Origin of the sequence: Halomonas sp. A3H3 (genome assembly GCF_000982975.1) — a bacterium.
Taxonomy (GTDB): Bacteria; Pseudomonadota; Gammaproteobacteria; order Pseudomonadales; family Halomonadaceae; genus Vreelandella; species Vreelandella titanicae.
The window spans coordinates 352,051-375,457 of record NZ_HG423343.1 but is presented as its reverse complement, the minus strand read 5'-3'; the positions used below and the strand labels follow the sequence as shown (position 1 = coordinate 375,457).

The following is a 23,407-nucleotide window of genomic DNA, read 5'->3' as shown; positions in this document are numbered from 1 at the left end:
GGTAGCGCCATGATCAAGTTAGCCATGGTATATCATCGCGTTAGGCAAAGGAGTAGGAGATTGATGAGTTGATCAACGTTGAGCGTAAAAACAGCTTTCAGCTGCGTCTTACCCGGCGGCTCAAGGAAGAGACATCGCATAACCTCGACGTCTATCTTTTTGTGCCTGGCGATTTGGGATTAAGCACCCAGCTTATCTCAGAAGAAGCCTTTTATCATGCCGCTATCAATGTCTCGCGCACCTACTACAGTGACGAGTATCTCTTACCGCTGGTGCACAGTCGGCTGGCCAGCCGTAATCGGCTCGGCAGCGACTCGTATCGGTTGAGCTTGAGTCTCTACGCCTATCAATACGTGGAAGCGATGGAGCGCACTACTCGAGCAATGTTGGTGAATGCCAATAAGCTGCGCCATGCTCGCCAAGAGGAGCGCGAAGAGAACAGTGAGGTGCAAGAGAGTGCCGTTGCCCTACGTGACCAACTGCATGAGATGATCGACTTGAGCGATGGTATTCTCAAGCGGCTACGTCGCCACCAGCCTGATGACGAAAGTCTATATAAGTACTTTGCCAATATCGATAACTACCTCTCCTGGTTTACCGAGCAACAGCTGCTGGCGCTGGTGGCACACATGCCCCGCGGCGGAGAGTTTACCGATATTCGCCGACGTTTTATTAGCGTGTGTCACCGGGAGGGCGAGTATCGCCGCGAACAGCAGTACAACGCCGAGCGCGTGATGGCTGATCCCACGCGGATGTCGAATAAAATGCGCTTGTTGCGGCGCCTGATTGAGCACCCGATTACCCTGAAACAAGAGGCATTGGAGCTGGGTGGCGGCGAGCAAAAAGCGGTCAAAGCGCTTGCCACCGCCGTGGTAATGGCCTTTGTATCGTTAGGCGTGCTGCAGTTGCGTAATGCTCTGGGAGATATCACCGCGCTGTTCGTATTAGCCATGGCGCTGCTCTACGCCCTGCGCGAAGTGTTTAAGGATGATTTGCGCAATACCCTGTGGCGCTGGCTGCGTAAAGGCCGTCCCAAGTGGCGGCGCCAGTATTTAGACCCCACGCGCAACGCCGTGGTGGGCCGCCAGTTGGAGTGGTTTGACTACAAGCGCTACGCATCGCTGGGCGATGATATCAAGCAGATGCGCCGCCGTACGGTAGCCCAGCGTGAAGAAGTGGTGCTGCACTATCGTTCAAGCTCACGTATGTCGCCTACGCGCTTTTTGAGCGGCTACGAGCATACCCGTGAAACGCTCAATCTGGATATCTCGATGCTTACCCGACTAATGAGTAAGGGCAAGCATCACATCTATCGTTTAAAAGATGGCCAAGCGGTTCGCGAGGGCGTCGAGCGCCGTCATCTGTTTAACTTAGTGATTCGGGAGACGGGCAGCGAAGATACTCCTTACTTGGCCCGCTGGAAGGTTGTCGTTAGCCGCTCGGGCATTGTCGATGTCGAGAAAGTCGAAGAGAGCAGCGTGGTGAAGGAAAGTAAATAACTAAAGTGCCAATAAACTGCGCTAGGTCAACTCAGCCTCAATGCGTTCTTTGAGATCGCTGCCAGCATGGGCAAATATCCAGCAGCGAACTAGGCTCAAAGAACAGGCAGGGGAACCTGCATCTGCGGTTCGGTCTTTAAAGGTTGAGCGCAAGGAGGAGTACAATGCAAGCTATCGATATTATGACGCCCAAAGTGGTGAGTGTGGGGCCTGACGCTGAAGTACGTGAAGTTGCGCAACTGCTGCTCAATCACCGTATTAGTGCGGTGCCTGTCGTAGATGGTGAGCACCGGGTGATCGGCATTGTCAGCGAAGGTGATTTAATGCGCCGGGTAAAAAGTGACAGTGACCACGGGCACTCCTGGTGGTTATCGCTGTTTACCGGCGGCAAGGATGCTGGCGACTATGTTAAGTCCCATGGTCGTAAAGCCCACGAGGTCATGACCCCGAATCCAATGACCGTCGAAGAGAACACGCCGCTGCATACCATTGCGCGAATGCTGGAAAAACATCATATCAAGCGGGTGCCTGTGCTACGTGATGGCAAGTTAGTGGGTATTGTTAGCCGTGCTAACTTGCTCCAGGGTATCGCCAATGCCGCAGTGGCGCCAACCCAGTCGCCCACGGATGATCGCCAAATTCGTGAGGCTATTCTCAAAGAAGTTGAGAATAATACCGGCGTACAAGTTGAAGGCATTAGCGTGATTGTGGATGGCGGCGCTGTGGAGGTATGGGGGCTGGTCGAATCCCTTGAACAGAAGCAGGCGGTAACCGTTGCTGCGGAAAACGTGCCAGGGGTTACCCAAGTCGAAAATCATCTGGGCATGATGCCGCGGGGCGTGGGCTATATGTGACCTAAAGCCCGCTATTAAAATAGCGGGCTCTGCTTTCTTTACCTTACACCACTGCTTTAATCGCCTGCTCTAAGCTGTTCACGCTGCGCTCTGTGTGGTGCAGCTTATCGAGGCCAAATAGACCGATGCGGAAGGTTTGGAAGTTATCACCTTCATCGCACATTAGCGGTACGCCGCCCGCCACTTGCACGCCCGCCTGGGCAAGTTTGCCCACTAAGCCACTATCGTCGCTATAGCACACCACTACGCCTGGGGCTTCAAAACCTTCCGCAGCAACGCTCACAAAACCGTGGCGTTTAAGCATGGCGCGGACTTCCCGGCCAATCGCCTGCTGCTCCTCTTTTACCTTGGCAAAGCCGTAAGCGCGGGTTTCCTGCATAATGTCCCGTAATTGCCGCAGTGCATCGGTAGGCATGGTGGCGTGGTAGCCGTGCCCGCCATTTTCATAGGCCTGCATAATGCTGTGCCACTTGCCCAAATCGCAGGCAAAGCTGTTGCTCTGGGTCTCACTCAAGCGCTGCGTGGCACGTTCCGAGAGCATTACCATGGCGCAGCAGGGCGAACCGCTCCAGCCTTTTTGCGGCGCGCTTACCACCACATCAATGCCGAGTGCCTGCATATCCACCCACAGAGTGCCCGCGGCAATGGCATCCAGTACAAACAGGCCACCTACCTCGTGAGTTGCTTCGGCGAGCGCTTGAATATAGTCATCCGGAAGTAGCAAGCCCGCAGAGGTTTCGACTTGCGGGGCGAACACAACGGCAGGTTTTTCGCTACGAATCTGCGCGACGGCCTCCTCAATGGGCACTGGCTGAAAAGGCGAGCGCGGGTCATCGGCCTTTAGACGCCGTGCTTTAAGCACCGTGTGCTGGTCGGTTAAGCGACCCATCTCAATAATTTGCGTCCAGCGGTAGCTGAACCAGCCGTTGCGAATAACCAAGGTTTTCTGGTCAACGGCAAACTGGCGCGCCACCGCTTCCATGCCAAAGGTGCCGCTACCGGGCACGATAACGGCCGCTTGGGCGTTGTACACCTCTTTCAGCGTGGCTGAAATATCCCGCATCACACCTTGAAATTGCTGTGACATGTGATTCAGCGAACGGTCTGTGTAGACCACCGAGTATTCAAGCAAGCCGTCGGGGTCGACGTTGGGTAGTAAACCAGCCATGGCGTTCTCCTGTTTTTAGAAACAGCCTGTTGTTAGAAGCAAATAATTAAACACGCATCGTGAGTCACGCTAAAGCGCGAGGTTGCGTTTTAGAATACGGATAACTTCGTCGCGATGCCAATGGTGATGGTCTAGACACTATAAACGGGTTAGCGACTAAAGTTGCAAATGAGTAAACGTTTACGTCGACAGGGTAAGCGTTTACTTTGTGGGTTATGCAGCACTTTTAAGCTGCTTTTGTGCTGTTAACCGGCTACGGCTAAGGAGAATAGATGACCATTAACGTTACCGTTTGGGGTGAAAACGTCCACGAACAAACCAATGAGGTCGTGGCGCGAATTTATCCAGAAGGTATGCATCACTGCATCGCGGAAGGTTTAAACGAAGCGGAGGGTATCCACGCCAACGCGGTTACCTTGCAAGATCCCGAACAGGGTTTAAGTGAAGAGACTCTCGAGAATACCGATGTGCTGCTGTGGTGGGGCCACGCTGCCCATGGCGATGTGTTGGAGGAAACCGTCGACCGCGTGCAGGCGCGCGTGTTGCAGGGGATGGGGCTAATTGTGCTGCATTCTGGGCACTACGCAAAAATCTTCAAACGCCTGATGGGCACGACCTGCTCACTCAAGTGGCGGGAAGCGGGAGAGCGCGAGCGGCTGTGGGTCGTTAACCCTGGTCACCCTATCGTTCAGGGCCTGGGCGACTATATCGAGCTGCCGCATACTGAAATGTACGGCGAGCCGTTTGCGGTGCCCAACCCCGATGAAGTGATCTTTATCAGCGCCTTTGAGGGTGGTGAGGTATTCCGTTCAGGGCTGACCTACAAGCGCGGCAACGGCAAGATTTTCTACTTCCGCCCAGGTCACGAAACCTATCCGATCTATTACAACGAACAGGTAAAAACCGTGCTGAAGAACGCTGTGAAATGGGCGCGCCCGGAAGGCTCCCGCTGGATCGATAGCTGCCCCAATGTTCCTGCCGACCAGGCCCCCAACCCGGTGGAAGTCAAAGGCGAAGGGCTGCATAAACCTGGCGAGGAGGGCTTCAAATGATCCGTTTAGCGATTATTGGCGCTGGCAGTATGGCGGGTGAACACGCCAAGCACTTTAGCCGGATCGAGGGAGTGGAAGTGGTGACGGTGTGCGATATGGAGCTGGCCAAGGCCCGCGACTTTGCTGGCCGTTTTGGTATCGCCGGTGCGTATGACGACCTGGAAGCTATGCTGGCGCGGGAGGATATCCAAGCCGTTAGCAACGTCACGCCAGATGGTGTTCATAAGCGCACGTCATTGGCCGCGATCACCGCAGGTAAGCATATCCTGTGCGAAAAGCCGCTGGCGACGAATGCGGATGATGCGCATGAAATGGCCCAAGCGGCGCAGGCCGCTAAGGTCATCAATATGGTCAATTTTAGCTATCGCGATGCCCCGGCCATTCAACACGCTCGCGCGCTGATTACCGCTGGGTCGATTGGTCAAGTTCGCCACGTAGATGCCAGCTATCGGCAAAGTTGGCTGGTCAGCAATGAGTGGGGGCGCTGGGATCAGGAGAGCCAGTGGCTATGGCGGCTCTCGGAAGCCCATGGCAGCAAAGGTGTACTGGGCGATGTGGGCGTTCACATTGTTGATTTTGCCAGCTTTCCGATCGGCGATATTACTCGCGTTAACTGCGAACTGACCTGTTTTGAAAAAGCTCCAGACAACCGGGTTGGTGACTATTTGTTGGATGCCAACGACACCGCGCTAATGCGAGTGACTTTTGCCAATGGGGCCAAGGGCACCATTCAAGCCACCCGCTGGGCGACCGGGCATCACAACTCGTTAACCCTGAGTGTACACGGCGATAAAGGTGCTATTCGCGTCGATTTAGACGCCTCAAAAGACGACGTGCAGGTGTGTTTGGACGATGACGTTCACCCGGCGCGCTGGAGCACAGTGAAGGCACCACCAACACCCAGTATCTATCAGCGTTTTGTGGAAAGCATCCGCAGTGGTCAAAACGACCAGCCGGACTTTGCCCGCGGGGCGGCGATTCAAACCGTTCTTGATGCCTGTGTTATCTCTAGTCAGGAAGATCGCAGCCTGGAAATTGCAGTGTAATCAGCGTCGCAACACAGGGCGTTTTTCGGCACACTGACAGCCTTCCAGATGAGTGATAGGGCGGGAAATAGTCGTTGAGAGATTCGGTGATAAAGAGCAAACAAAGCGCCCAAACGGCCACCATTCGAGAAATTGCCCGGCGGGCCGAAGTATCGATTGCCTCGGTCAGCCGGGCCCTGAACGGCAAGCCAGGGCTCAGTGACGCCCTGCGTGAGAAGATTTTGGCGATTAGCCATGAAGTGGCCTACCAACCCAGCGCCGCGGCTCGTCAGCTAATAAGCGGTAAAACGGCGGTGGTAGGCATCTCTCTTGGCCGTCAGGATATCGAGCTGCGCCCTTACTATATCTTGCTCTACCAGCACCTTACCGTGGCCCTTCATCAGCAGGGTATGGTGCCGGTGTTCTTTAATCACCAGCAAACCGCTGAATTACCCGAACGCGCGGGGGCGGCCATTTTGCTTGGAGAAGCCCCCGATGATGAACGCCCTGCTCTGCTAAAGGCTGCAGCGATTCCCTTTGTGCGTATAGGGGAGGCGGGGGTGGGCTTTTCCGTCGCCCCGGATGATAGGCAGGGGCTGTATGAAGTCACCCGCTATCTTATTAGCCAGGGCCGCAAGCGGTTGGCTTTTATGGGTGGTGAGCTAGAGGTGCCGCGCCCGCATAGCCGTTTGGAGGGCTACCGGCGGGCGTTGGCAGAGGCTGGGTTTGCCGAACGCTTGATCAGCCTACCGCACCGCTTCGCGTCAGACTCCCTTAACAGCTATCGCTATCTAAATCGCTATTTAGACGAAGAGGGCACTCAACCACTGCCTTTTGATGCACTGGTATGCGCCACCGACGAACTAGCGTTGGGCTGTGTGGCCGCGCTGGAAGACCGCGGGATTGAAGTGCCTTTTCAGGTCGCGGTGACAGGCTTTGATGACCTGCCCACCCTCGCCACTGGTCTCACCACCGTACGGCAGGATATTGCCGAGATAGCGGCGACGAGCATGGCACTACTGGCAGAAGCGAGGACGGGAGAAGCGCCCCGGCACGTATCGCTGCCGGTGGCGCTGGTGCTACGGGAAACGAGTTAGCGCGGCGGCAACTGCTCCGGCCCGAAGGCGTCGGGGAGCAGTGCTTCCATGGTGTAGGTTTTGAGCAGTTCGCCGCTGCCGGATAGCACCTTGATCTGAGTCTCTGGCGTGGCGAACTCGCGAATGCGCTGACGACAATCGCCGCAGGGCGTACAGAGGTGATCAGCGGGGCCCATGACGTAGACGGTCGCCAGCTGGCGTTGGCCTGCGGTCACCATGGCGGAAATGGCCGAGGCTTCAGCACACAGGCCTTTGTAGTGCGCCACTTCCACATTAGCGCCCGCAAACTGCTGGCCATCCGGCGTCACCATTACTGATGCCACCGGGTGTGCTGAGTAGGGCACATAGGCGTTAGCCCGCGCGCTGAATAACTTCTCAACGATCTCTTCTGATACTTCATCCGTTTGCTGACTCATCACAACTTCCTCTTAAGCGCGGGCTGCGTCGTCGCGTAACACGGTGTCCAAAGCAATCAGCATCATGTCGTCAAAGGTAGTTTGACGGTCTGCGCTGGAGAGCGAATCGCCTTTCAGGATGTGATCCGATACGGTGCAGATGGTCATGGCGCGGGCGCCAAACTCAGCGGCGACGCCGTAAAGACCTGCGGCTTCCATCTCGACGCCGACAATGCCGTAGCGCTTGAGCATTTCAGCCATTTCGGTTTGCGGGTTGTAGAACAAGTCTGCAGAGAAGATGTTGCCCACTTTGACCGGCACGTTTTTGGCCTTGGCGGCAGCCACCGCGTGCTGAGTCAGTTCGAAGTCGGCAATAGCAGCAAAGTCGTGGTCGTTAAAGCGCATGCGGTTGACCTTGGAGTCGGTGCTGGCGCCCATGCCGATGACCACATCGCGGACGTTGACATCGTCGCGCACCGCGCCGCAGGAGCCCACACGAATCAGCGATTTAACGCCGTAGTCGGTGATCAGCTCTTTGGCATAGATGGAGACCGACGGAATGCCCATGCCGTGGCCCATCACGGAAATCTCGCGGCCTTTATAGGTGCCGGTATAACCAAACATGTTGCGCACGTCGTTGACCTGACGCACATTCTCCAGGTAAGTATCGGCGATGTATTTGGCGCGCAGCGGGTCGCCGGGCATCAGTACGGTATCGGCAAAATCACCGGGAGCAGCGTTAATATGTGGGGTTGCCATCAAAGGTCTCCTTTAAGCGGCGCTAGTCGTTAAGCGGCGTCGGGTAGAAAGCTTTTGCCATCGGCCATGGCCGGTAGCAGGAAAAAGTCGGCCAGGGTTTGGCCAATATCGGCAAAGGTGCCGCGCTCGCCCAGCTGGCCGGGGGTAAAGCCGGGGCCGTGTACCAGAATGGGGATGTACTCGCGGGTGTGCTCGGTGCCGTGCCAACTGGGGTCGCAGCCGTGATCGGCGGTGAGAATCAGCAGATCATCTTCGCTTAGCGCAGCCAGGAGCTTAGGTAGCTTGGCGTCGAAATCTTCCAGCGCGGCGGCGTAGCCCGGCACGTCCCGGCGGTGACCATAGACCGAGTCAAAATCGACAAAGTTGGTCATGATCATGGCGTGCTCGCCCTGATTTTTCTTGTCAAAGCCGCGTTGGTTGGTGCGCTCGATCTCTCTGAGGGTGGCGTCCATGAGTGCGTCATGGCCGCTGGCTTTTACCTTGTGGGTAATGCCGCAGTGGGCGTAGATATCGGCGATTTTACCAATCGAGACCACTTCGCCACCGGCATCGGCGAGCTTTTGCAGTACGGTGGGCGAGGGCGGCTCAACGCTGTAGTCGCGGCGGTTGCCGGTGCGGGCGAAAGTGGTGCTGTCTTCGCCAATAAACGGACGCGCAATGACGCGGCCAATGTTATAAGGCTCCAGCAGCTCGCGGACGGTTTCGCACAGCTTATAAAGCCGTTCAAGGCCGAAATGCTCTTCGTGAGCGGCGATCTGAAACACCGAATCCGCCGAGGTATAAACGATGGGCTTGCCGGTGGCTATATGCTCTTCACCCAGGCGGGCGATGATCTCGGTGCCAGAGGCGTGGCAGTTGCCAATCACCCCAGTGAGATCGGCTTCTTGCACGATGGCGTCGAGCAGCTCAAGGGGGAAACTGTCGGTTTTATCCAGAAAGTAGCCCCACTCAAAGCGTACCGGGACACCGGCAATTTCCCAATGGCCGGAGGGGGTATCTTTGCCGCTGGAAATTTCTTTGGCGTGGGCGTAAGCACCTTCCAGACTATCCGGCAGCGTGACGCCTTCGGCAACGCTGCCCGTGGCATCGCGGTGGGCGTGAAATAGCCCCAGCTTGGCCATATTGGGCAGTTTCAGCGGCCCTGAACGGTTGGCGTTATCCGCTTCGCCACGGGCGCAGGCAGCGGCGATATGGCCCAGAGTATCGGACCCTTCATCACCGAAGGTCGCGGCATCCGGGGCGGCGCCAATCCCAAAGGAGTCAAGTACCAGTACAATCGCGCGGCTCATAAGGTTTCTCCACGGAAAGTGTCTTGTAGCAGGGTGTCGGCGCTGGCCGTACCTTCGCCAATCGAAAACGCCGCGCGCAGCTGTTCGGCGGCACGTTCAGCGGCGGCTTCACTGCGGGCGTGAACCGTCGCAATGGGGCGCTGGCTATCCACGCTTTCGCCGATTTCGACGATATCCGTAAAGCCGACACTGTGATCGACGCTGGCGTCGTTGCGCAGGCGACCACCGCCCAGCTCCACCACGCTCATACCTACAGCGCGGGTATCAATACATTGGACCACACCGGCTTGCTCGGCATACACGGGTTTAATAACGTCGGCCTTGGCCAGGTAGTGCTCTGAGCGTTCCATAAAGTCGCTGGGGCCACCGAGTTCGTGCACCATGCGGGCGAATACTTCAGCAGCTGCGCCAGAGGTTAGCGCCTTCTCAAGCTGAGTAAGCGCTTCTTCACGTGAGCCTGCGAGCCTGCCGGCGATCAGCATTTCTACGGCCAGTTCACGGGTGACTTGCATCACGCGGCTGTTGGGGCGGTCGCCACGCAGCAGGGCCAGAGTCTCAACGATCTCTACGGCGTTACCGGCGCAGGGCGCCAGCGGCTGACTCATATCGGTGAGCAGGGCGGTGGTGGGCGTGCCTGCCTGGGTGGCCACATTGGCGATGCTTTTGGCCAGTTCGCGGGATTTTTCTGGCGTGGGCATAAAAGCGCCGCTGCCGACTTTAACGTCCATCACCAGCGCATCCAGTCCGGAGGCTAGCTTCTTGCCTAGAATAGAGGCGGTAATCAGCGGAATCGATTCCACCGTGGCGGTCACATCACGCACGCCGTAGATGCGCTTGTCGGCGGGGGCGAGATCACCCGTTTGGCCAATAATCGCTACGCCAGTGGATTTAACCACCTCGCGGAAACGCTCTGGTGCGGGGTAGGGGTCGTAGCCGGGGATTGATTCGAGTTTATCCAGGGTGCCGCCAGTGTGACCTAAGCCGCGACCGGAAATCATCGGTACAAAGGCACCACAGGCGGCCACCCAGGGGCCGAGCACCAACGAAACCAAATCGCCTACGCCGCCGGTGGAGTGCTTATCGACAATCGGGCCGGGCAGGTTGAGGTCGCTCCACTGCATCACGTGGCCGGAGTCGCGGGTAGCGGTGGTCAGCGCAACGACTTCTTCACGGCTCATGCCGTTGAGAAATACTGCCATGGTGAAGGCGCCTATCTGGGCGTCGCTGATGCGATCATCAGCAATGCCCTGCACAAAGGCTTTAATCTCTTCCGCGGGCAGCGGCTGGTTATCACGCTTTAGGCGAATCAGCTCCTGGGGAAGCAGGGTGTGTTTAGTCGCGTTGGCAGACATTAGTAACCTCCGTCAGTGGTGGCCGCGTTGGTGTTGCCGGTCAACGTAGCCAGCAGATTGCTCAGCAGGCTAGAGGCACCAAAGCGGAAGTGAGCGGGCGTCGCCCAGCCTGAGCCCATAATATCGTTAGCAAGAGCCAAATATTCTGCTGCGTCTTCGGCGGTTTTGACGCCACCTGCTGCTTTAAAACCAACGTCTTGGCCACTGGCCTTGATGGCTTTGAGCATAATTTCTGCGGCTTCCAGTGTAGCGTTAACAGCTACTTTGCCGGTCGAGGTTTTAATGAAATCCGCACCGCCTTCAATGGCCAGTTCGCTGGCGCGTTTGATCAGCGCAGGTTCTTTGAGCTCGCCGGACTCAATGATCACTTTGAGCAGTGCTTGACCAGCGCAGGCGGCTTTGCACATTTCTACCAGCTCAAGGCCGGTCTCTTCGTCGCCTGCCATCAACGCGCGGTAGGGAAATACCACATCAACTTCATGGGCGCCGGAGGCAACCGCATCGCGGGTTTCACGGGCGGCGGCCATAATGTCGTCGTCGCCATTAGGGAAATTGGTGACCGTGGCGATCTTCACCTGCTCGTTTAGCTTGTGAGCCGTAAGGGCACGCTGGGCGGTGACAATAAACTGTGGGTATACGCAGACCGCGGCAGGGGTGCCAAAGGGCGTTTTCACCTGCTGGCAGAGCGCTTCAATGGTGCTGTCCGTGTCGTTGTCGTTCAGGCTCGTCAGATCCATGAGGGTGAGTGCTTGGCGGGCGGCTTGGACGATATGGGGGGAGGCGGTCGCAGTCATGGAATTCTCACAAATCAGTAAAAGATAAAAACGGGCACTGCGGATAAAGCCGCAGTGCCCGCCACCTTCAGTAAAACCCGCTGCGTTAAGCAGTGACGTTACTTAGGGCGATAAAGAAGCCAGCAATCGAGGCCGACATCAAGTTGGACAGTGTACCGGCCAATACGGCTTTGACGCCAAAACGAGCAATCTCTTTGCGGCGGGTAGGGGCAATGCTACCCAGGCCACCCAGCAGAATCGCAATGGAGGAGAGGTTCGCAAAGCCACACAGCGCAAAAGAGAGGATCGCCATGGTGTGCGGTGTCATCATCTGACCCGTCGCAGCCACCACCTGTTCCCCATCAATGTAAGGCGCTAGGTTGATGTAGGCGACAAACTCGTTGACCACTAATTTTTGGCCAATGAATGAGCCAGCCAGCGTCGCTTCTTCCCAGGGTACACCCAACAGGAAGGCAAGCGGGGCAAACAGCCAGCCCAGGATCAGCTCCAGGCTCAGCGATTCAAAGCCCACCCAGCCGCCAATGCCACCCAGGATGCCGTTGATCAGGGCAATCAGGGCGATAAATGCCAGCAGCATCGCGCCCACGTTGGCGGCCAGCATTAAACCCGAGGTAGCGCCCGATGCAGCAGCATCCAGTACGTTGGCAGGTTTATCTTCCAGGGCTTCAATCTCTTCTTCCGCCTTGGTAACGCTGTCGCTGTCGGTAACGTCTTGGGTTTCCGGCATGATCAGCTTGGCGAACAGCAACCCGCCCGGCGCCGCCATAAAGGAGGCCGCTACCAAGTACTCCATGGGAATACCCAGCGCGGCGTAGCCCGCCAATACTGAACCGGCGACCGACGCCAGACCACCACACATAACGGCAAACAGCTGCGAAGGCGTCATGCGGGCGATAAACGGGCGCACCACCAGCGGCGCTTCGGTCTGGCCGACGAAAATATTTGCCGTTGCGGAAAGTGATTCAGTCCGTGAGGTGCCCAGGGCTTTTTGCAGGGCACCACCTAAGATGCGAATCACCCACTGCATAATGCCGATGTAGTAGAGCACGGCGATTAGCGAGGAGAAGAAGATAATGACGGGGAGTACTTTGATGGCGAATACAAAGCCGACATTATCCACATCGGCTAAGCCACCGAACAGAAAGCCGATACCGTCGTTGGCATACACCAATATTTGGCTAACACCGGACGAAATGGCCTGCAGCACCGCTTGGCCAAACGGCACGTAAAGTACAAAGGCACCGATACCCGCCTGGATAGCAAAGGCGCCCAGCACGGTACGCAGCCGGATCGATTTACGGTCGTAGGAGAAGATCAGGGCAATGGCCACCAGAGTGACCATGCCTACCAAGCTCATAAGGAGTGTCATAAGGAGATCCTTCGAGTCCGCGAGTAAGAAGCGCGTTTATAGTAAGTTGAGCTTGACGGAGTAGATCATCGCATTCTGATAATTGTTGGGGGTGCCCAACTTATTGTCAGAGTAGCGATACTGAATGCCAGTGGTGATCAAATCACTCGGATGCCACCATAGGCTCAGTGCACCGTTGGTGCCTACACTGCCCGCTGTATCGCCCACGTAGTTCTGCTCCAGATACTCATCGTCGCGACCAAAGGTCTGTTCGTGCCAGTTGGTGACGCTGAAGTCCTGGTTGAGTGCAGTGAAATCATAACCCGCGACCCAGCCTGCCATATAGCCGTTCATGCCGGTATAGCTGTTACTTTGTACCCGCGCAGCACCGATAAAGGGCTTGAACCACAGGCCATTGTCGAAGGTAGTGCGGTAACCCAAACCAAGAATCTGATCCTGCTCGCGGCTGTCATAACCGTAATCACGGAAGTCATACAGGTGGGCGTAAATCGACAGCGAGCTGTCACCCAGGTAAATGTGTGAGGTCACTTTACCCGCGGTGCGGAAGTTGTCTTTACCACCGCTGGACTCATCGAACTGGTCGTTGGTGGGGTTCTCGAAATCAAAGAAGCCGTAGAACTCGCCCCAGCTAAAGCCAGCGCCGCCTTCGATTTCGAGAAACATAAAGTCGCTTTTCGCCGCGTTGGAAGCGGTGCGCGCCTCGGTGCCGTTTGACCAGTCCAGGTAGTTAACCGAAACGTTGGCGAATGACCACAGTCGATCTAGAGGATGCGACTGAGCAGCCTCGTCTGCCATTAGCGGCGTAGTGAGTATGGCCCCTAATACGCCAGCGCCAAGCGCGATCTTAGACGAAGGGGGGCGAGAGTGTGTACGAGCAGTCATGAGAGCCTCAACATTGGTTGTCGCGGAGCCACTTGGGTGTGGCTATCCGAGGTTGTAGTCGTGCGGGCTGGCGTTAATGTTAAAATTATAACATTTAGTGTTATTTATCTAACGTTGATTTGCAAGAGTTGTCACATCAACGCTATTTAAATGTCATATGGCTCTCATTGTGGCACTAATAGCACCAATAGCCGTCGTAGCAGTGGAAATTACGCCGCCGCTCGCTCAGCATAGAAATGAAAATGGACGCAACACCGATGCTCTCGTTGCGAAAATCACAACAAGAGGGGTTTGCCAGGAGATGCCCACCATGAATGGCCGTAGTGCGCTGCGCCTTGCCAAGCTTCAGGAAGCGCTTGCCAGTGGCGGTACTCTTCATCTGCGCGATGCCGCAGAGCTATGCGATGTTTCCGAAATGACCATCCGTCGCGATCTGACGACTCAGGATACTGCCATTAGCCTGCTGGGTGGACGCCTAGTGATGGCAAACTACCCTGGCGTAACGCCTATTTATGACTTGACCGAACAGCAGGCTAGCCACTACCAGGCCAAGTATCGGCTTTGTCAGCGGGCGTTAGCTTACATAGAAGAGGGCGATACGCTGTTTATCGACTGCGGCTCAACGCTAATGCCGCTGCTGAGCCAGTTAAGTCATTTCCGAGAGCTGACGGTAGTGACCTATGCGCTTAATGTTGCCAATGCCGTTGCCGCCCTGCCCAACGTGCGCTTGGTGCTACTAGGCGGGCTGTTTTATGCCACCTCGCAGTCATTCGGTAGCGACAATATGACTGCTGCTATCGAGCGGTTAGGCATTAATAAGGCGCTGATCTCCGCTGCAGGGGTGGATTTAGAGCGTGGTGTTAGCTGCTTTCACTTTCACGAAGTGGCTCCTAAACAGGCTGCCATTGCCACCGCTATGCAGCGCCTGTTGGTGGTAGATGCCAGTAAGTTCAGCGTAGTTCGCCCGGCCTATTTCGCTGCTCTGGACGATTTTGATGTGGTGGTTACCGACGAAGAGGGCGCCCCGCAGTTGCTTAAAAAAAATGGCCGCGTTGTACCTGAGATAGTGGTTCCCACCGTCACAGTGGCGTAAGCGATTTCCCCCTTGCTCATCCCAGTCAATACCTTGGGTGCGGCAATGCGCCACTTCTTTCATGATCTCGATCAATAGAAAATACTTTAGTCTTAACTGCTTAAGCCTTTAGTGCTTAGGCCAGCGAGGCTCGTCGCCAATTCCCATCCGGCGACGCATATTTTTCCCGGAGCAATGGCGCCCAGCGTCACGTGTGCACTGTCCTTGAGAGCGTTTTCCTAGCACGTTTTCAAGAGCGCCATGCAGAGCATGTTTTGGGAAGAGTATGGGGTGGTAGTTAGCCTGCTATGTAGAAGGGCGACATGGCTAGCTAGTGTTTTAAACAACCTCTGACGAGATCACACCATGCAACGACGCTCACTTTGGCGCAGGCGAGGCACTCTAGTGCTCCTTGCGCTGTGTCTGTTTCTAGCAGGCTGTAGTTCAGCGCTGCTAGACCCAAAAGGCCAGATTGGCGCTGAGCAGCGCACACTGATTCTGACCGCCTTTGGCCTAATGTTGATTGTAGTTATTCCTGTGATTGTCATGACGCTGCTGTTTGGCTGGCGTTACCGGCGTAGTAATAGCCTGGCTAAATACACGCCTGATTGGGCGCACTCCAACGTGATTGAAGCGGTGGTGTGGATCGTGCCCTGTGCGATTATCGCGGTGCTCGCCCTGTTGACCTGGAAGACCTCCCATAGCCTTGATCCCCACAAACCGCTGGAAAGCGATGTGGCGCCGATCGAAATACAGGCGGTGGCGCTTGATTGGAAGTGGCTGTTTATCTACCCCGAGCAGGGTATTGCCAGTGTTAACGAAGTGGCCTTTCCGGTAGATACACCGGTGCGCTTTCGGGTCAGCTCAGGCTCAGTGATGAACGCTTTCTTTATCCCCCATCTTGGCAGCCAGATTTATGCCATGGCGGGCATGGATAACGATGTCCATCTCATCGCCGATGAAATTGGTAGCTACCCTGGTCGTTCCACCAACTACAGTGGCGCGGGCTTCTCTGGCATGACCTTTGAAGCCAAGGTGACCAACCCCGAGGATTTTGACGCCTGGGTGGAAACGGTACGCGCTGCTCCACAAACGCTGACCTACCCAGAAGGTTATGAAGCGTTGGCGGAACCTAGCGAATCGAATCCGGTTGAGTACTTCTCAGCCATTTCACCATCGCTGTATGAAAGCATCTTACGAAGCTTCCATACCGGCGGCGAGCATCAGATGGGCGGCGATCATGCTGACTCCCACGATGGCGAAAATGAGAAGACTGCCGATCACGCGGCCGAATCAGGTCATGTCACTAACAACCATGCTAGTCAGGATAATGCCATGCGCAGCCACTCCTCTAGCGTAGAAGTGGGAGGTTAAGCCGTGTTTGGAAAACTCACGTTAGAGTCAATTCCCTACCACGAGCCGATCATCATGGTCGTCGCGGCCTTTATGGCCATTGGTGGGATCGCACTGTTTGGTTTAATCACCTATTACCGTAAGTGGGGCTGGCTGTGGAACGAGTGGTTTACCTCCGTTGACCATAAAAAGCTCGGCATTATGTATTTCATCGTCGCTCTGGTGATGCTGCTGCGCGGCTTCTCGGATGCGATAATGATGCGCACCCAGCTGGCGATGGCCGCCGGGGATGCAGCGGGCTATTTACCCCCCGAACACTACGACCAGATCTTTACCGCCCACGGCGTGATTATGATCTTCTTTGTCGCCATGCCCATGGTCATCGGCTTGATGAACCTGGTGGTGCCGCTGCAAATTGGTGCCCGCGACGTTGCTTTCCCTTTCCTGAATAACTTAAGCTTTTGGCTGTTTGCGGTCTCCGCGATACTGGTCAATATCTCGCTGGTGGTGGGCGAATTCGCCAAAACCGGCTGGCTAGCTTACGCGCCGTTATCGGGGATCGAGTTTAGTCCCGGGGTGGGGGTCGACTACTGGATATGGGCGTTGCAGATATCCGGTATAGGCACCACGCTGACCGGTATTAACTTTTTCGTGACCATCATTAAAATGCGCACCAAAGGCATGACGATGTTCCGCATGCCGATCTTCACCTGGACCTCGCTGTGCGCCAACGTGCTGATCATTGCTTCCTTCCCAATTTTGACCGCGACCATCGCGCTGCTAACGCTGGATCGCTATTTGGGTATGCACTTCTTTACCAATGATTTTGGCGGCAACATGATGATGTACGTCAATCTCATCTGGGCCTGGGGCCACCCGGAAGTTTATATCCTGATTCTGCCAGCCTTCGGCGTGTTCTCTGAAGTGATTGCGACCTTTGCCCGTAAGCGGCTGTTCGGCTACGCCACCATGGTGTGGGCGACCATTTCGATCACCTTGCTCTCGTTTGTGGTTTGGTTGCACCACTTTTTCACCATGGGGGCGGGCGCCAACGTCAACGCCTTCTTCGGCATTATGACAATGATCATCGCCATTCCTACCGGGGTGAAAGTGTTCAACTGGCTGTTCACCATGTTCCGCGGCAGCCTGGAACTCACTTCGCCGGTGCTATGGACGCTGGGCTTTATTATCACCTTTACCCTAGGCGGTATGACCGGCGTTATGCTGGCGGTGCCCGCAGCTAACTTTGTGTTGCATAACAGCCTGTTCGTTATTGCGCACTTCCACAACGTTATTATCGGCGGCGTGGTGTTCGGCATGATGGCGGGGCTTACCTATTGGTTCCCCAAAGCGTTCGGTTTCACTTTGAACGAAAAGTGGGGAAAGCGGTCGTTCTGGTGCTGGTTTATCGGCTTCTACGTCGCCTTTATGCCGCTTTACGTACTGGCCTTCTTTGGTGCCGTGCGCCGCATGCAGTCCTACGCCAACCCCGAATGGCAGCCGTGGATGATTCTGGCTTGGGTAGGCGCGGTAATCATTATGCTGGGCATTGTCTGCACCATCATCCAGTTCTGGGTGAGTATTCGTGACCGCAAACAGAACGCTGATGTCACCGGCGACCCCTGGAATGGCCGCACCTTGGAGTGGTCAACCTCTTCTCCAGCGCCGTTCTACAACTTTGCACGTCTGCCGGAAGTGGGCGATATCGACAGCTTCTGGTCGCAAAAGCAGCGTAGCGAAGAGCAGCTTGAAGAAGCCCCCTATACCGATATTCATATGCCTCGTAATACCGTGGCCGGGCCAGTTATCAGCTTCTTTGCGCTGGTCATCGGCTTTGCGCTGGTGTGGCATATCTGGTGGTTAGCCGGCGTCGGCGCCGTGGGTGTATTCATCAGCTTTATGGCACGGGTATTTAACGACGATATCGACTACTACGTTCCCGCTGCTGAAGTTGAGCGAATCGAACGTGAGCATCAACTCAAATGTGAACAAAAACTAGGCGTGGAGGCGCAAGCGTAATGTCGACAGATACGCTAAATCATAGCTCGCACCACCCGGTAGAGCACGAAGAAGAGCATCACGATGCCTCGGGCACGAAATTGTTTGGTTTCTGGGTCTACTTAATGAGCGATTTGGTGATCTTCGGGTCACTGTTCGCCACTTACGCCGTGCTGATGAAGGGCACGGCGGGTGGGCCAACTGGCGCTGATATCTTTGAATTACCTTTGATCCTTTTCGGAACCTTTGCACTGCTGATCAGTAGTTTCACTTTCGGTATGGGCGTTTTGGCAATGCATGCCAACCGTGTTGGCCAAGTGAAAGTGTGGCTGATTATTACCTTTCTACTGGGCTTGTGCTTCCTGGGGATGGAAGTCTATGAATTCCAGCATCTGATCCATGAAGGGTACGGTCCGGACCGTAGCGGCTTTTTATCGGCCTTCTTTACCCTAGTCGGTACTCACGGGTTGCACGTTACGTTTGGCATGATCTGGATTTTGGTGATGCTGGTACAGCTTTACACCAAAGGGTTGAACGATATGACTCGGCCGAGGATTTTGTGCCTAAGCCTGTTCTGGCACTTCCTCGATATTGTCTGGATCTGTGTCTTCTCATTCGTCTATCTGATGGGAGTGTTGTGAGATGAGTGCAAGTTCAACCAATGCCCATGGCAGCGTTAAGTCGTATGTGACAGGACTGGTGTTGTCGCTGATACTGACCATTATCCCTTTTGCGGTGGTGATGAGTGGCGCTTTTAGCGTATTGGCTACCGTGATTGTGATAGCCGTGACCGCAGTGTTGCAGATACTGGTGCAACTGGTCATGTTTATGCACATGAGTACCAAAGCCGACGAAGGCTGGAATCTGATGTCCTTCGTCTTCACACTGACGATTCTCGTCCTAGTGGTAGGAGGCTCGCTGTGGATCATGCAGCATCTGCATCTCAACATGATGATCGGCTAATCTCAGCGCCCAGCCGCTGGCGGGATCTGCTCGAGCTGACCAAGCCGGGCATTATCGGCGGCAACCTGATTGCCACCCTGGGGGGCTATTTTCTCGCCGCCCAGGGGCAGTTCGAGTGGCTCAGCTTTGTCTCGGTCATGGTGGGGATTGCATTAATCATCGCGTCAGGCTGTGCGTGTAACAACGTTATTGACCGCGATATTGATGCATTGATGGCGCGTACGCGCCATCGCCCCCTGGTAAGAGGCAGCATCTCTATTACCCAGGCACTGGGCGTTTCGGCGCTGCTGGGTGTGTCGGGGGTGGTGTGTCTGGCGCTGGGCACCAACGGGTTAACCGTTGCCTTGGCGGTCATTGGCTGGGGCGTTTATGTGGGGCTTTATAGCCTCTATATGAAGCGCCGCTCGGAGTACGGTACCTTGGTAGGCAGCCTCTCCGGCGCCATGCCGCCGGTGGTAGGCTACTGCGCCGTGACCGGTCAGTTCGACAGCGGTGCCATTATGCTGCTGGTGATTTTCTGCCTGTGGCAGATGCCGCACTCCTATGCGATTGCGATCTTCCGCTACGCCGATTATCAACGGGCATCGATTCCGGTACTGCCGGTGGTGCGCGGGGTGAAAATGGCCAAACACCATATCCTTGGCTACATTGTGGCGTTTATTCCCGCCTCGCTGGCGCTAGGGCTGGCCAGCCAAGCGGGCGCTGGGTATCTGTGCGTGGCGCTGACCATGGGCGGCTACTGGCTCTACTTGGCACTGCGCGGCTACCGTTTAGATGACGATGTGCGCTGGGCCAAAAAGGTGTTTGGCGTCTCTATTCTTACCATCACCGCGATGAGTTTAGTCATGGTGTTGGAATCGATGGTGCCGATGTTGGTCTAGCCTTCACATACCGTTAAGTCGTTAATAAAACGCCCCAAGCAGTTATCTGCTTGGGGCGTTTTTATTGGCTAGGGAAAGTTTCTGTAACTCAGCTTTCCCGCTGACTGGCCTGAATGGCGGTTAGCGCAATGGTGTAAACGATATCGTCGACCAGTGCGCCCCGGGAAAGGTCATTCACTGGCTTGTTCAACCCTTGCAGCATGGGGCCAACGCTCACGACGCGGGCGCTACGCTGCACTGCTTTGTAGGTGGTATTGCCGGTGTTGAGGTCGGGGAACACAAACACGGTGGCTTTACCTGCCACTGGCGAGTCGGGGGCTTTCTGTTTGCCCACGCTCTCGATAGCGGCGGCGTCGTACTGTAGCGGGCCGTCGATGGCCAGGTGCGGCGCGCGTTCTTTAGCAATCCGGGTGGCTTCGCGGACTTTATCCACATCCGCGCCGGTGCCGGAGTCGCCGGTGGAGTAGCTGATCATGGCGACACGTGGCTCGATACCGAAGGCTTCAGCGGAGCGGGCACTTTGTAGGGCGATTTCGGCCAGGGTTTCAGCGTCTGGGTCGGGATTCACCGCGCAGTCGCCGTAGACCACCACCTGCTCGGGCAGCAGCATAAAGAAAATCGACGAGACTTGATTATACTCCGGCGCGGTTTTAATCAACTGGAAGGCGGGCCGCACGGTGTTGGCGGTGGTGTGTACGGCGCCGGAAACTAGTCCGTCGACTTCATCTAACTGCAGCATCATGGTGCCGAGCACCACGTTATCTTGCAACTGCGCTTCGGCGGTTAGCTCGTTGAGTTTGCCACGACGACGCTCGACCATCGGGCCAATATAGTTCGCACGGGTGCTTTCAGGGTCAACAATCGTCAGCGATTCTGGCAGTGTCAGACCGCGGTTGCGCGCTACATTTTCGATATCGTCGCGCTTACCCAGCAGTACGCAGTCGGCAATGCCGCGGCGCTGGCAGATTATTGCCGCTTCTACGGTGCGCGGTTCATCTCCTTCCGGCAGCACTACGCGCTTTTTAGCCAACTGGGCAAGTTTAACCAGTTGGTGGCGAAACGCTGAAGGTGAAAGGCGGCGGGTATAACCGCTGCTCAGGTGGGCTTTCAACCACTCAAGATCCATATGGGCTGCGACGTAACGGGCCACCTGTTCGGCGCGTTCGAAGTCGTCCATAGGGATTTCGCTGCTTAGCTGGCTGAGGTGCTGTGCTGTGGTCAGGCTGTCGGTTTCTACTGCCAAGACCGGTAGACCCGTTTTGAGCGCGGGGCGGCACATCTCGATCATGCTGTCGTTGGGCATAAAGCCGTTGGTCAACAGTACGCCCGCTAGCTGAATACCGTTCATGGTCGCCAGCGCTGAGGCCAGCACCACATCGTCGCGGTCACCGGAGGCCACTACCAGGCTACCCGGGGTGAAAATATGCAGTGCGTTGGCAGCACTGCGGGCGCAGAGGCTGGTGGAGAGTACCCGACGGCTGGCTGCCTCGCCTTCGTTCAACAACTTGGCATTAAGCGCTCGGGCCACATCCAGAGTGCGCGGGGCGCTAAGTGTTTTGCTGTAAGGCACCACACCAATCAGGTGGAATTTATCGGTCGCCAGGGCGGGGGAGTACTGGCGCAGCTCAGCGAGCACTGACTCTTCCAACTGCGGTTTGAAGGTGCCCGGTGCTGCAGAAAGATCATCTTCCTGCGCGTAGGGCAGATTTTTCATGCGCATCAAAATGCCGCCCAGCGTGCGGCTGGAGCTAACCCCGCCAAAGCTGCGGGCGTGCATATCAAGCTGCTCGGCCAGCGCCTGGGGCTCGTTTAAATCACCGGATCCGACAAGAATAATTCGCGCATTAAGCGCGTTGGCGAGCTGGGCGTTGGTTTGGGTGGCGTAGGTGGTGTGCTGAGTGGGCACTACGCCCTCTACCACGACTAGGTCTAGGGTGCTGCCATCGCGGTGGGCCTGTTGAACAACCTGTTCATAGAGTTCGACGGCATTTTCCATCAGCTCATCGATTTGGTCGTCGCGCAGCAAGCGCTCAAGGCGAGCCTGGGAAATCGGCGAAGGCGGGCGCTGATTGAGTGCCCGGGAAACCAATGCGGTGGATCGATCCAGGCCTGGGCCGTTCAGCTCGTTCTGCATAAACGGCTTTAAAAACCCGGCTTTCAGACCGATGGTATCCAGCGCTTGAATTAACCCCAGACAGGCGGAGGTAAGCCCGACGCCCTGGCTGGTAGGCACTAACAGAATCGCTTGTGGCTGGTCGGGGTGAGTCATACACGTGTCTCTAGGCAGTGGCGGGTTTCCATGGCAATGCGGCCTTCTTCATCGGTAGGGATCACCCACACCTGGGGGCCTTCATGGCTGGCGCTATCCAGCTTGCCCTCTTTGCCGCGGATAGTCGCTTCGTTAGCGTCGTTATCCAGCGCAAAGCCGAAGTGGGGCAATAGGGCGAGCACACGGCGACGTACAATCGGCGAGTTTTCGCCGATACCGCCGGTGAAAATAACCCCATCAAGCTGGGGCAGGGCGCAGGAGAGCCCCGCCAGAGATTTAGCGATCCGGTAGCAGAATACCTCTACCGCCAGCTGTGCGGTGGCGTGCCCTTGTTCAGCAGCCTCCTCAATTTCGCGCATGTCGTTGGTTAAGCCTGAAAGGCCCAGTAGGCCGCTCTCTTTATTGAGCACGTCGTCGATTTTGTCTAGCGACCAGCCCAGTTGGCGGTGCAGGTGGGCGTGCAGGCCAGGGTCAACGTCGCCACTGCGGGTGCCCATCACCAAGCCTTCCAGTGGGGTAAGGCCCATGCTGGTATCCTGGCTTTGATTGTTCCACACCGCGCTGGTGGAGCAGCCATTGCCCAGGTGGGCAGTCAGCCAGCCGCCTGTGCCACGGCTACTCAGTTCGCCCGCCCGCTGGCTAACATAAGCATGGCTGGTGCCATGAAAGCCGTAGCGGCGAATGCCATGCTCAGCGTAGAGGCTTTCTGGTAGTGCGTACCGGTAAGCACGCGGCGGCATGGTTTGGTGGAAAGCGGTATCGAACACTGCCACTTGGGGCAGCTCAGGAAAGACGTTCTGGGTCGCCGCAATACCTGCTAAATTTGCTGGGTTATGAAGGGGGGCAAGTGCTGCGGTGGTTTGGATAGCCGCAATGACACTAGCGTCGATGAGTGCGGCCTGGGTGAAGTGCTCGCCGCCATGCACGATGCGATGGCCCACCGCCGCTGGTAATCGGCCCTCCATACGCTCAAGGATCGCGTTAAGTGCTTGGGTGTGGTCAGCGCCAGGAAGTGGTTGGTTGAAACGATCACCGGCGCTGTTTTTGCCCTTGAGGCGTGCATCCTCGCTACCCAAGCGTTCCGCTATGCCCTCAAGTCGCGGTGCCTGAGGGTCGGAATCAATCAACGCGTATTTAATAGAGGAGGAACCGCAGTTAATGACCAGCACCGGTGCGTTCATAAAAACCTTTTCGCTAGGAGGTTATTGAGCAAAGGGGTAGACTTTAGTTTAACATGTTGCAGCGCGCAAAAGCAGCGTCAGGCTTTCGTTAGCCTTCTAGGCAAAAGCTTGGCATGCTGGGATCTTTGCCTACCTGGCTACTTGCCATCTTACAC

General features: G+C 56.2%; 21 protein-coding genes. 11 read left to right on the top strand and 10 right to left on the bottom strand.

Annotation, left to right across the window (positions count from 1 at the left end; genetic code table 11):
* Window positions 1–68 precede the first annotated feature (68 nt).
* A complete protein-coding gene (locus HALA3H3_RS01685; protein WP_009287189.1) occupies window positions 69–1,499 on the top strand; it encodes a hypothetical protein in 1,431 nt (476 codons plus the stop codon).
* Window positions 1,500–1,663: 164 nt separating this feature from the next.
* Window positions 1,664–2,353 (top strand): CBS domain-containing protein, encoded by a 690-nt coding sequence (locus tag HALA3H3_RS01680; RefSeq protein WP_022520649.1) that lies wholly within the window; start codon window positions 1,664–1,666, stop codon window positions 2,351–2,353.
* 43 nt (window positions 2,354–2,396) lie between these two features.
* On the opposite strand, the gene HALA3H3_RS01675 is transcribed toward HALA3H3_RS01680, so the two are convergent.
* Complete coding sequence (locus HALA3H3_RS01675; protein WP_022520648.1) at window positions 2,397–3,521, bottom strand: aminotransferase class V-fold PLP-dependent enzyme; 1,125 nt, start codon at window positions 3,519–3,521, stop codon at window positions 2,397–2,399.
* A gap of 272 nt (window positions 3,522–3,793) precedes the next feature.
* On the opposite strand from HALA3H3_RS01675, the gene HALA3H3_RS01670 reads away from it, so the two are divergent.
* The 3 genes from HALA3H3_RS01670 to HALA3H3_RS01660 all read left to right on the top strand — a co-directional run bounded on the left by HALA3H3_RS01670 (window position 3,794) and on the right by HALA3H3_RS01660 (window position 6,695).
* Window positions 3,794–4,573 (top strand): ThuA domain-containing protein, encoded by a 780-nt coding sequence (locus HALA3H3_RS01670; RefSeq protein WP_022520647.1) that lies wholly within the window; start codon window positions 3,794–3,796, stop codon window positions 4,571–4,573.
* Window positions 4,570–5,619, top strand: coding sequence for a Gfo/Idh/MocA family protein (locus HALA3H3_RS01665; RefSeq protein ID WP_022520646.1), 1,050 nt, complete (start codon window positions 4,570–4,572; stop codon window positions 5,617–5,619). The genes HALA3H3_RS01670 and HALA3H3_RS01665 overlap by 4 nt, the downstream gene beginning before the upstream one ends.
* A gap of 86 nt (window positions 5,620–5,705) precedes the next feature.
* Window positions 5,706–6,695, top strand: a complete 990-nt coding sequence (locus HALA3H3_RS01660) for a LacI family DNA-binding transcriptional regulator (protein WP_022520645.1) — start codon at window positions 5,706–5,708, stop codon at window positions 6,693–6,695.
* Here HALA3H3_RS01660 and cdd read toward each other — a convergent pair.
* From cdd to HALA3H3_RS01625, 7 genes are all read right to left on the bottom strand, one after another.
* On the bottom strand, window positions 6,692–7,111 hold the full coding sequence (cdd, locus tag HALA3H3_RS01655; protein ID WP_022520644.1) for a cytidine deaminase: 420 nt from the start codon (window positions 7,109–7,111) through the stop codon (window positions 6,692–6,694). The genes HALA3H3_RS01660 and cdd overlap by 4 nt on opposite strands.
* 12 nt (window positions 7,112–7,123) lie before the next feature.
* Window positions 7,124–7,849: a purine-nucleoside phosphorylase gene (gene deoD / locus HALA3H3_RS01650; protein WP_008957683.1), complete on the bottom strand. Its 726-nt coding sequence runs from the start codon at window positions 7,847–7,849 to the stop codon at window positions 7,124–7,126.
* A 29-nt stretch (window positions 7,850–7,878) separates the two neighbouring features.
* On the bottom strand, window positions 7,879–9,138 hold the full coding sequence (locus HALA3H3_RS01645) for a phosphopentomutase (protein ID WP_022520643.1): 1,260 nt from the start codon (window positions 9,136–9,138) through the stop codon (window positions 7,879–7,881).
* Window positions 9,135–10,490, bottom strand: coding sequence for a thymidine phosphorylase (deoA, locus tag HALA3H3_RS01640; RefSeq protein WP_022520642.1), 1,356 nt, complete (start codon window positions 10,488–10,490; stop codon window positions 9,135–9,137). The genes HALA3H3_RS01645 and deoA overlap by 4 nt, the downstream gene beginning before the upstream one ends.
* Window positions 10,490–11,284: a deoxyribose-phosphate aldolase gene (deoC, locus tag HALA3H3_RS01635; protein WP_022520641.1), complete on the bottom strand. Its 795-nt coding sequence runs from the start codon at window positions 11,282–11,284 to the stop codon at window positions 10,490–10,492. The genes deoA and deoC overlap by 1 nt, the downstream gene beginning before the upstream one ends.
* A gap of 85 nt (window positions 11,285–11,369) precedes the next feature.
* Window positions 11,370–12,653 (bottom strand): NupC/NupG family nucleoside CNT transporter, encoded by a 1,284-nt coding sequence (locus tag HALA3H3_RS01630; protein ID WP_022520640.1) that lies wholly within the window; start codon window positions 12,651–12,653, stop codon window positions 11,370–11,372.
* A gap of 36 nt (window positions 12,654–12,689) precedes the next feature.
* Complete coding sequence (locus HALA3H3_RS01625) at window positions 12,690–13,535, bottom strand: outer membrane protein OmpK (RefSeq protein ID WP_022520639.1); 846 nt, start codon at window positions 13,533–13,535, stop codon at window positions 12,690–12,692.
* Window positions 13,536–13,845: 310 nt separating this feature from the next.
* Between HALA3H3_RS01625 and HALA3H3_RS01620 the strand changes: the two genes are divergently transcribed.
* The 6 genes from HALA3H3_RS01620 (at window position 13,846) to cyoE (ending at window position 19,802) form a co-directional block, all read left to right on the top strand.
* Window positions 13,846–14,628 carry a DeoR/GlpR family DNA-binding transcription regulator gene (locus HALA3H3_RS01620; RefSeq protein WP_022520638.1) on the top strand — a complete coding sequence of 261 codons (783 nt, stop codon included), beginning with the start codon at window positions 13,846–13,848 and terminating at the stop codon, window positions 14,626–14,628.
* A gap of 345 nt (window positions 14,629–14,973) precedes the next feature.
* Window positions 14,974–15,981: a ubiquinol oxidase subunit II gene (cyoA, locus tag HALA3H3_RS01615; protein WP_009287201.1), complete on the top strand. Its 1,008-nt coding sequence runs from the start codon at window positions 14,974–14,976 to the stop codon at window positions 15,979–15,981.
* A gap of 3 nt (window positions 15,982–15,984) precedes the next feature.
* Window positions 15,985–17,979, top strand: coding sequence for a cytochrome o ubiquinol oxidase subunit I (gene cyoB / locus HALA3H3_RS01610; protein WP_022520637.1), 1,995 nt, complete (start codon window positions 15,985–15,987; stop codon window positions 17,977–17,979).
* The gene (cyoC, locus tag HALA3H3_RS01605) at window positions 17,979–18,599 is read left to right on the top strand and encodes a cytochrome o ubiquinol oxidase subunit III (RefSeq protein WP_009287203.1); all 621 of its coding nucleotides are present in this window, start codon (window positions 17,979–17,981) and stop codon (window positions 18,597–18,599) included. Before cyoB ends, cyoC begins: the two co-directional genes overlap by 1 nt.
* A 1-nt stretch (window position 18,600) precedes the next feature.
* Window positions 18,601–18,921: a cytochrome o ubiquinol oxidase subunit IV gene (gene cyoD, locus HALA3H3_RS01600; RefSeq protein ID WP_022520636.1), complete on the top strand. Its 321-nt coding sequence runs from the start codon at window positions 18,601–18,603 to the stop codon at window positions 18,919–18,921.
* On the top strand, window positions 18,879–19,802 hold the full coding sequence (gene cyoE / locus HALA3H3_RS01595) for a heme o synthase (protein ID WP_022520635.1): 924 nt from the start codon (window positions 18,879–18,881) through the stop codon (window positions 19,800–19,802). The genes cyoD and cyoE overlap by 43 nt, the downstream gene beginning before the upstream one ends.
* A gap of 88 nt (window positions 19,803–19,890) precedes the next feature.
* Here cyoE and pta read toward each other — a convergent pair whose 3' ends face one another.
* Both pta and HALA3H3_RS01585 read right to left on the bottom strand, forming a co-directional pair.
* Window positions 19,891–22,071, bottom strand: coding sequence for a phosphate acetyltransferase (gene pta / locus HALA3H3_RS01590; RefSeq protein WP_009287205.1), 2,181 nt, complete (start codon window positions 22,069–22,071; stop codon window positions 19,891–19,893).
* Complete coding sequence (locus HALA3H3_RS01585; RefSeq protein ID WP_022520634.1) at window positions 22,068–23,252, bottom strand: acetate/propionate family kinase; 1,185 nt, start codon at window positions 23,250–23,252, stop codon at window positions 22,068–22,070. Before HALA3H3_RS01585 ends, pta begins: the two co-directional genes overlap by 4 nt.
* Between the last annotated feature and the right edge of the window lie 155 nt (window positions 23,253–23,407).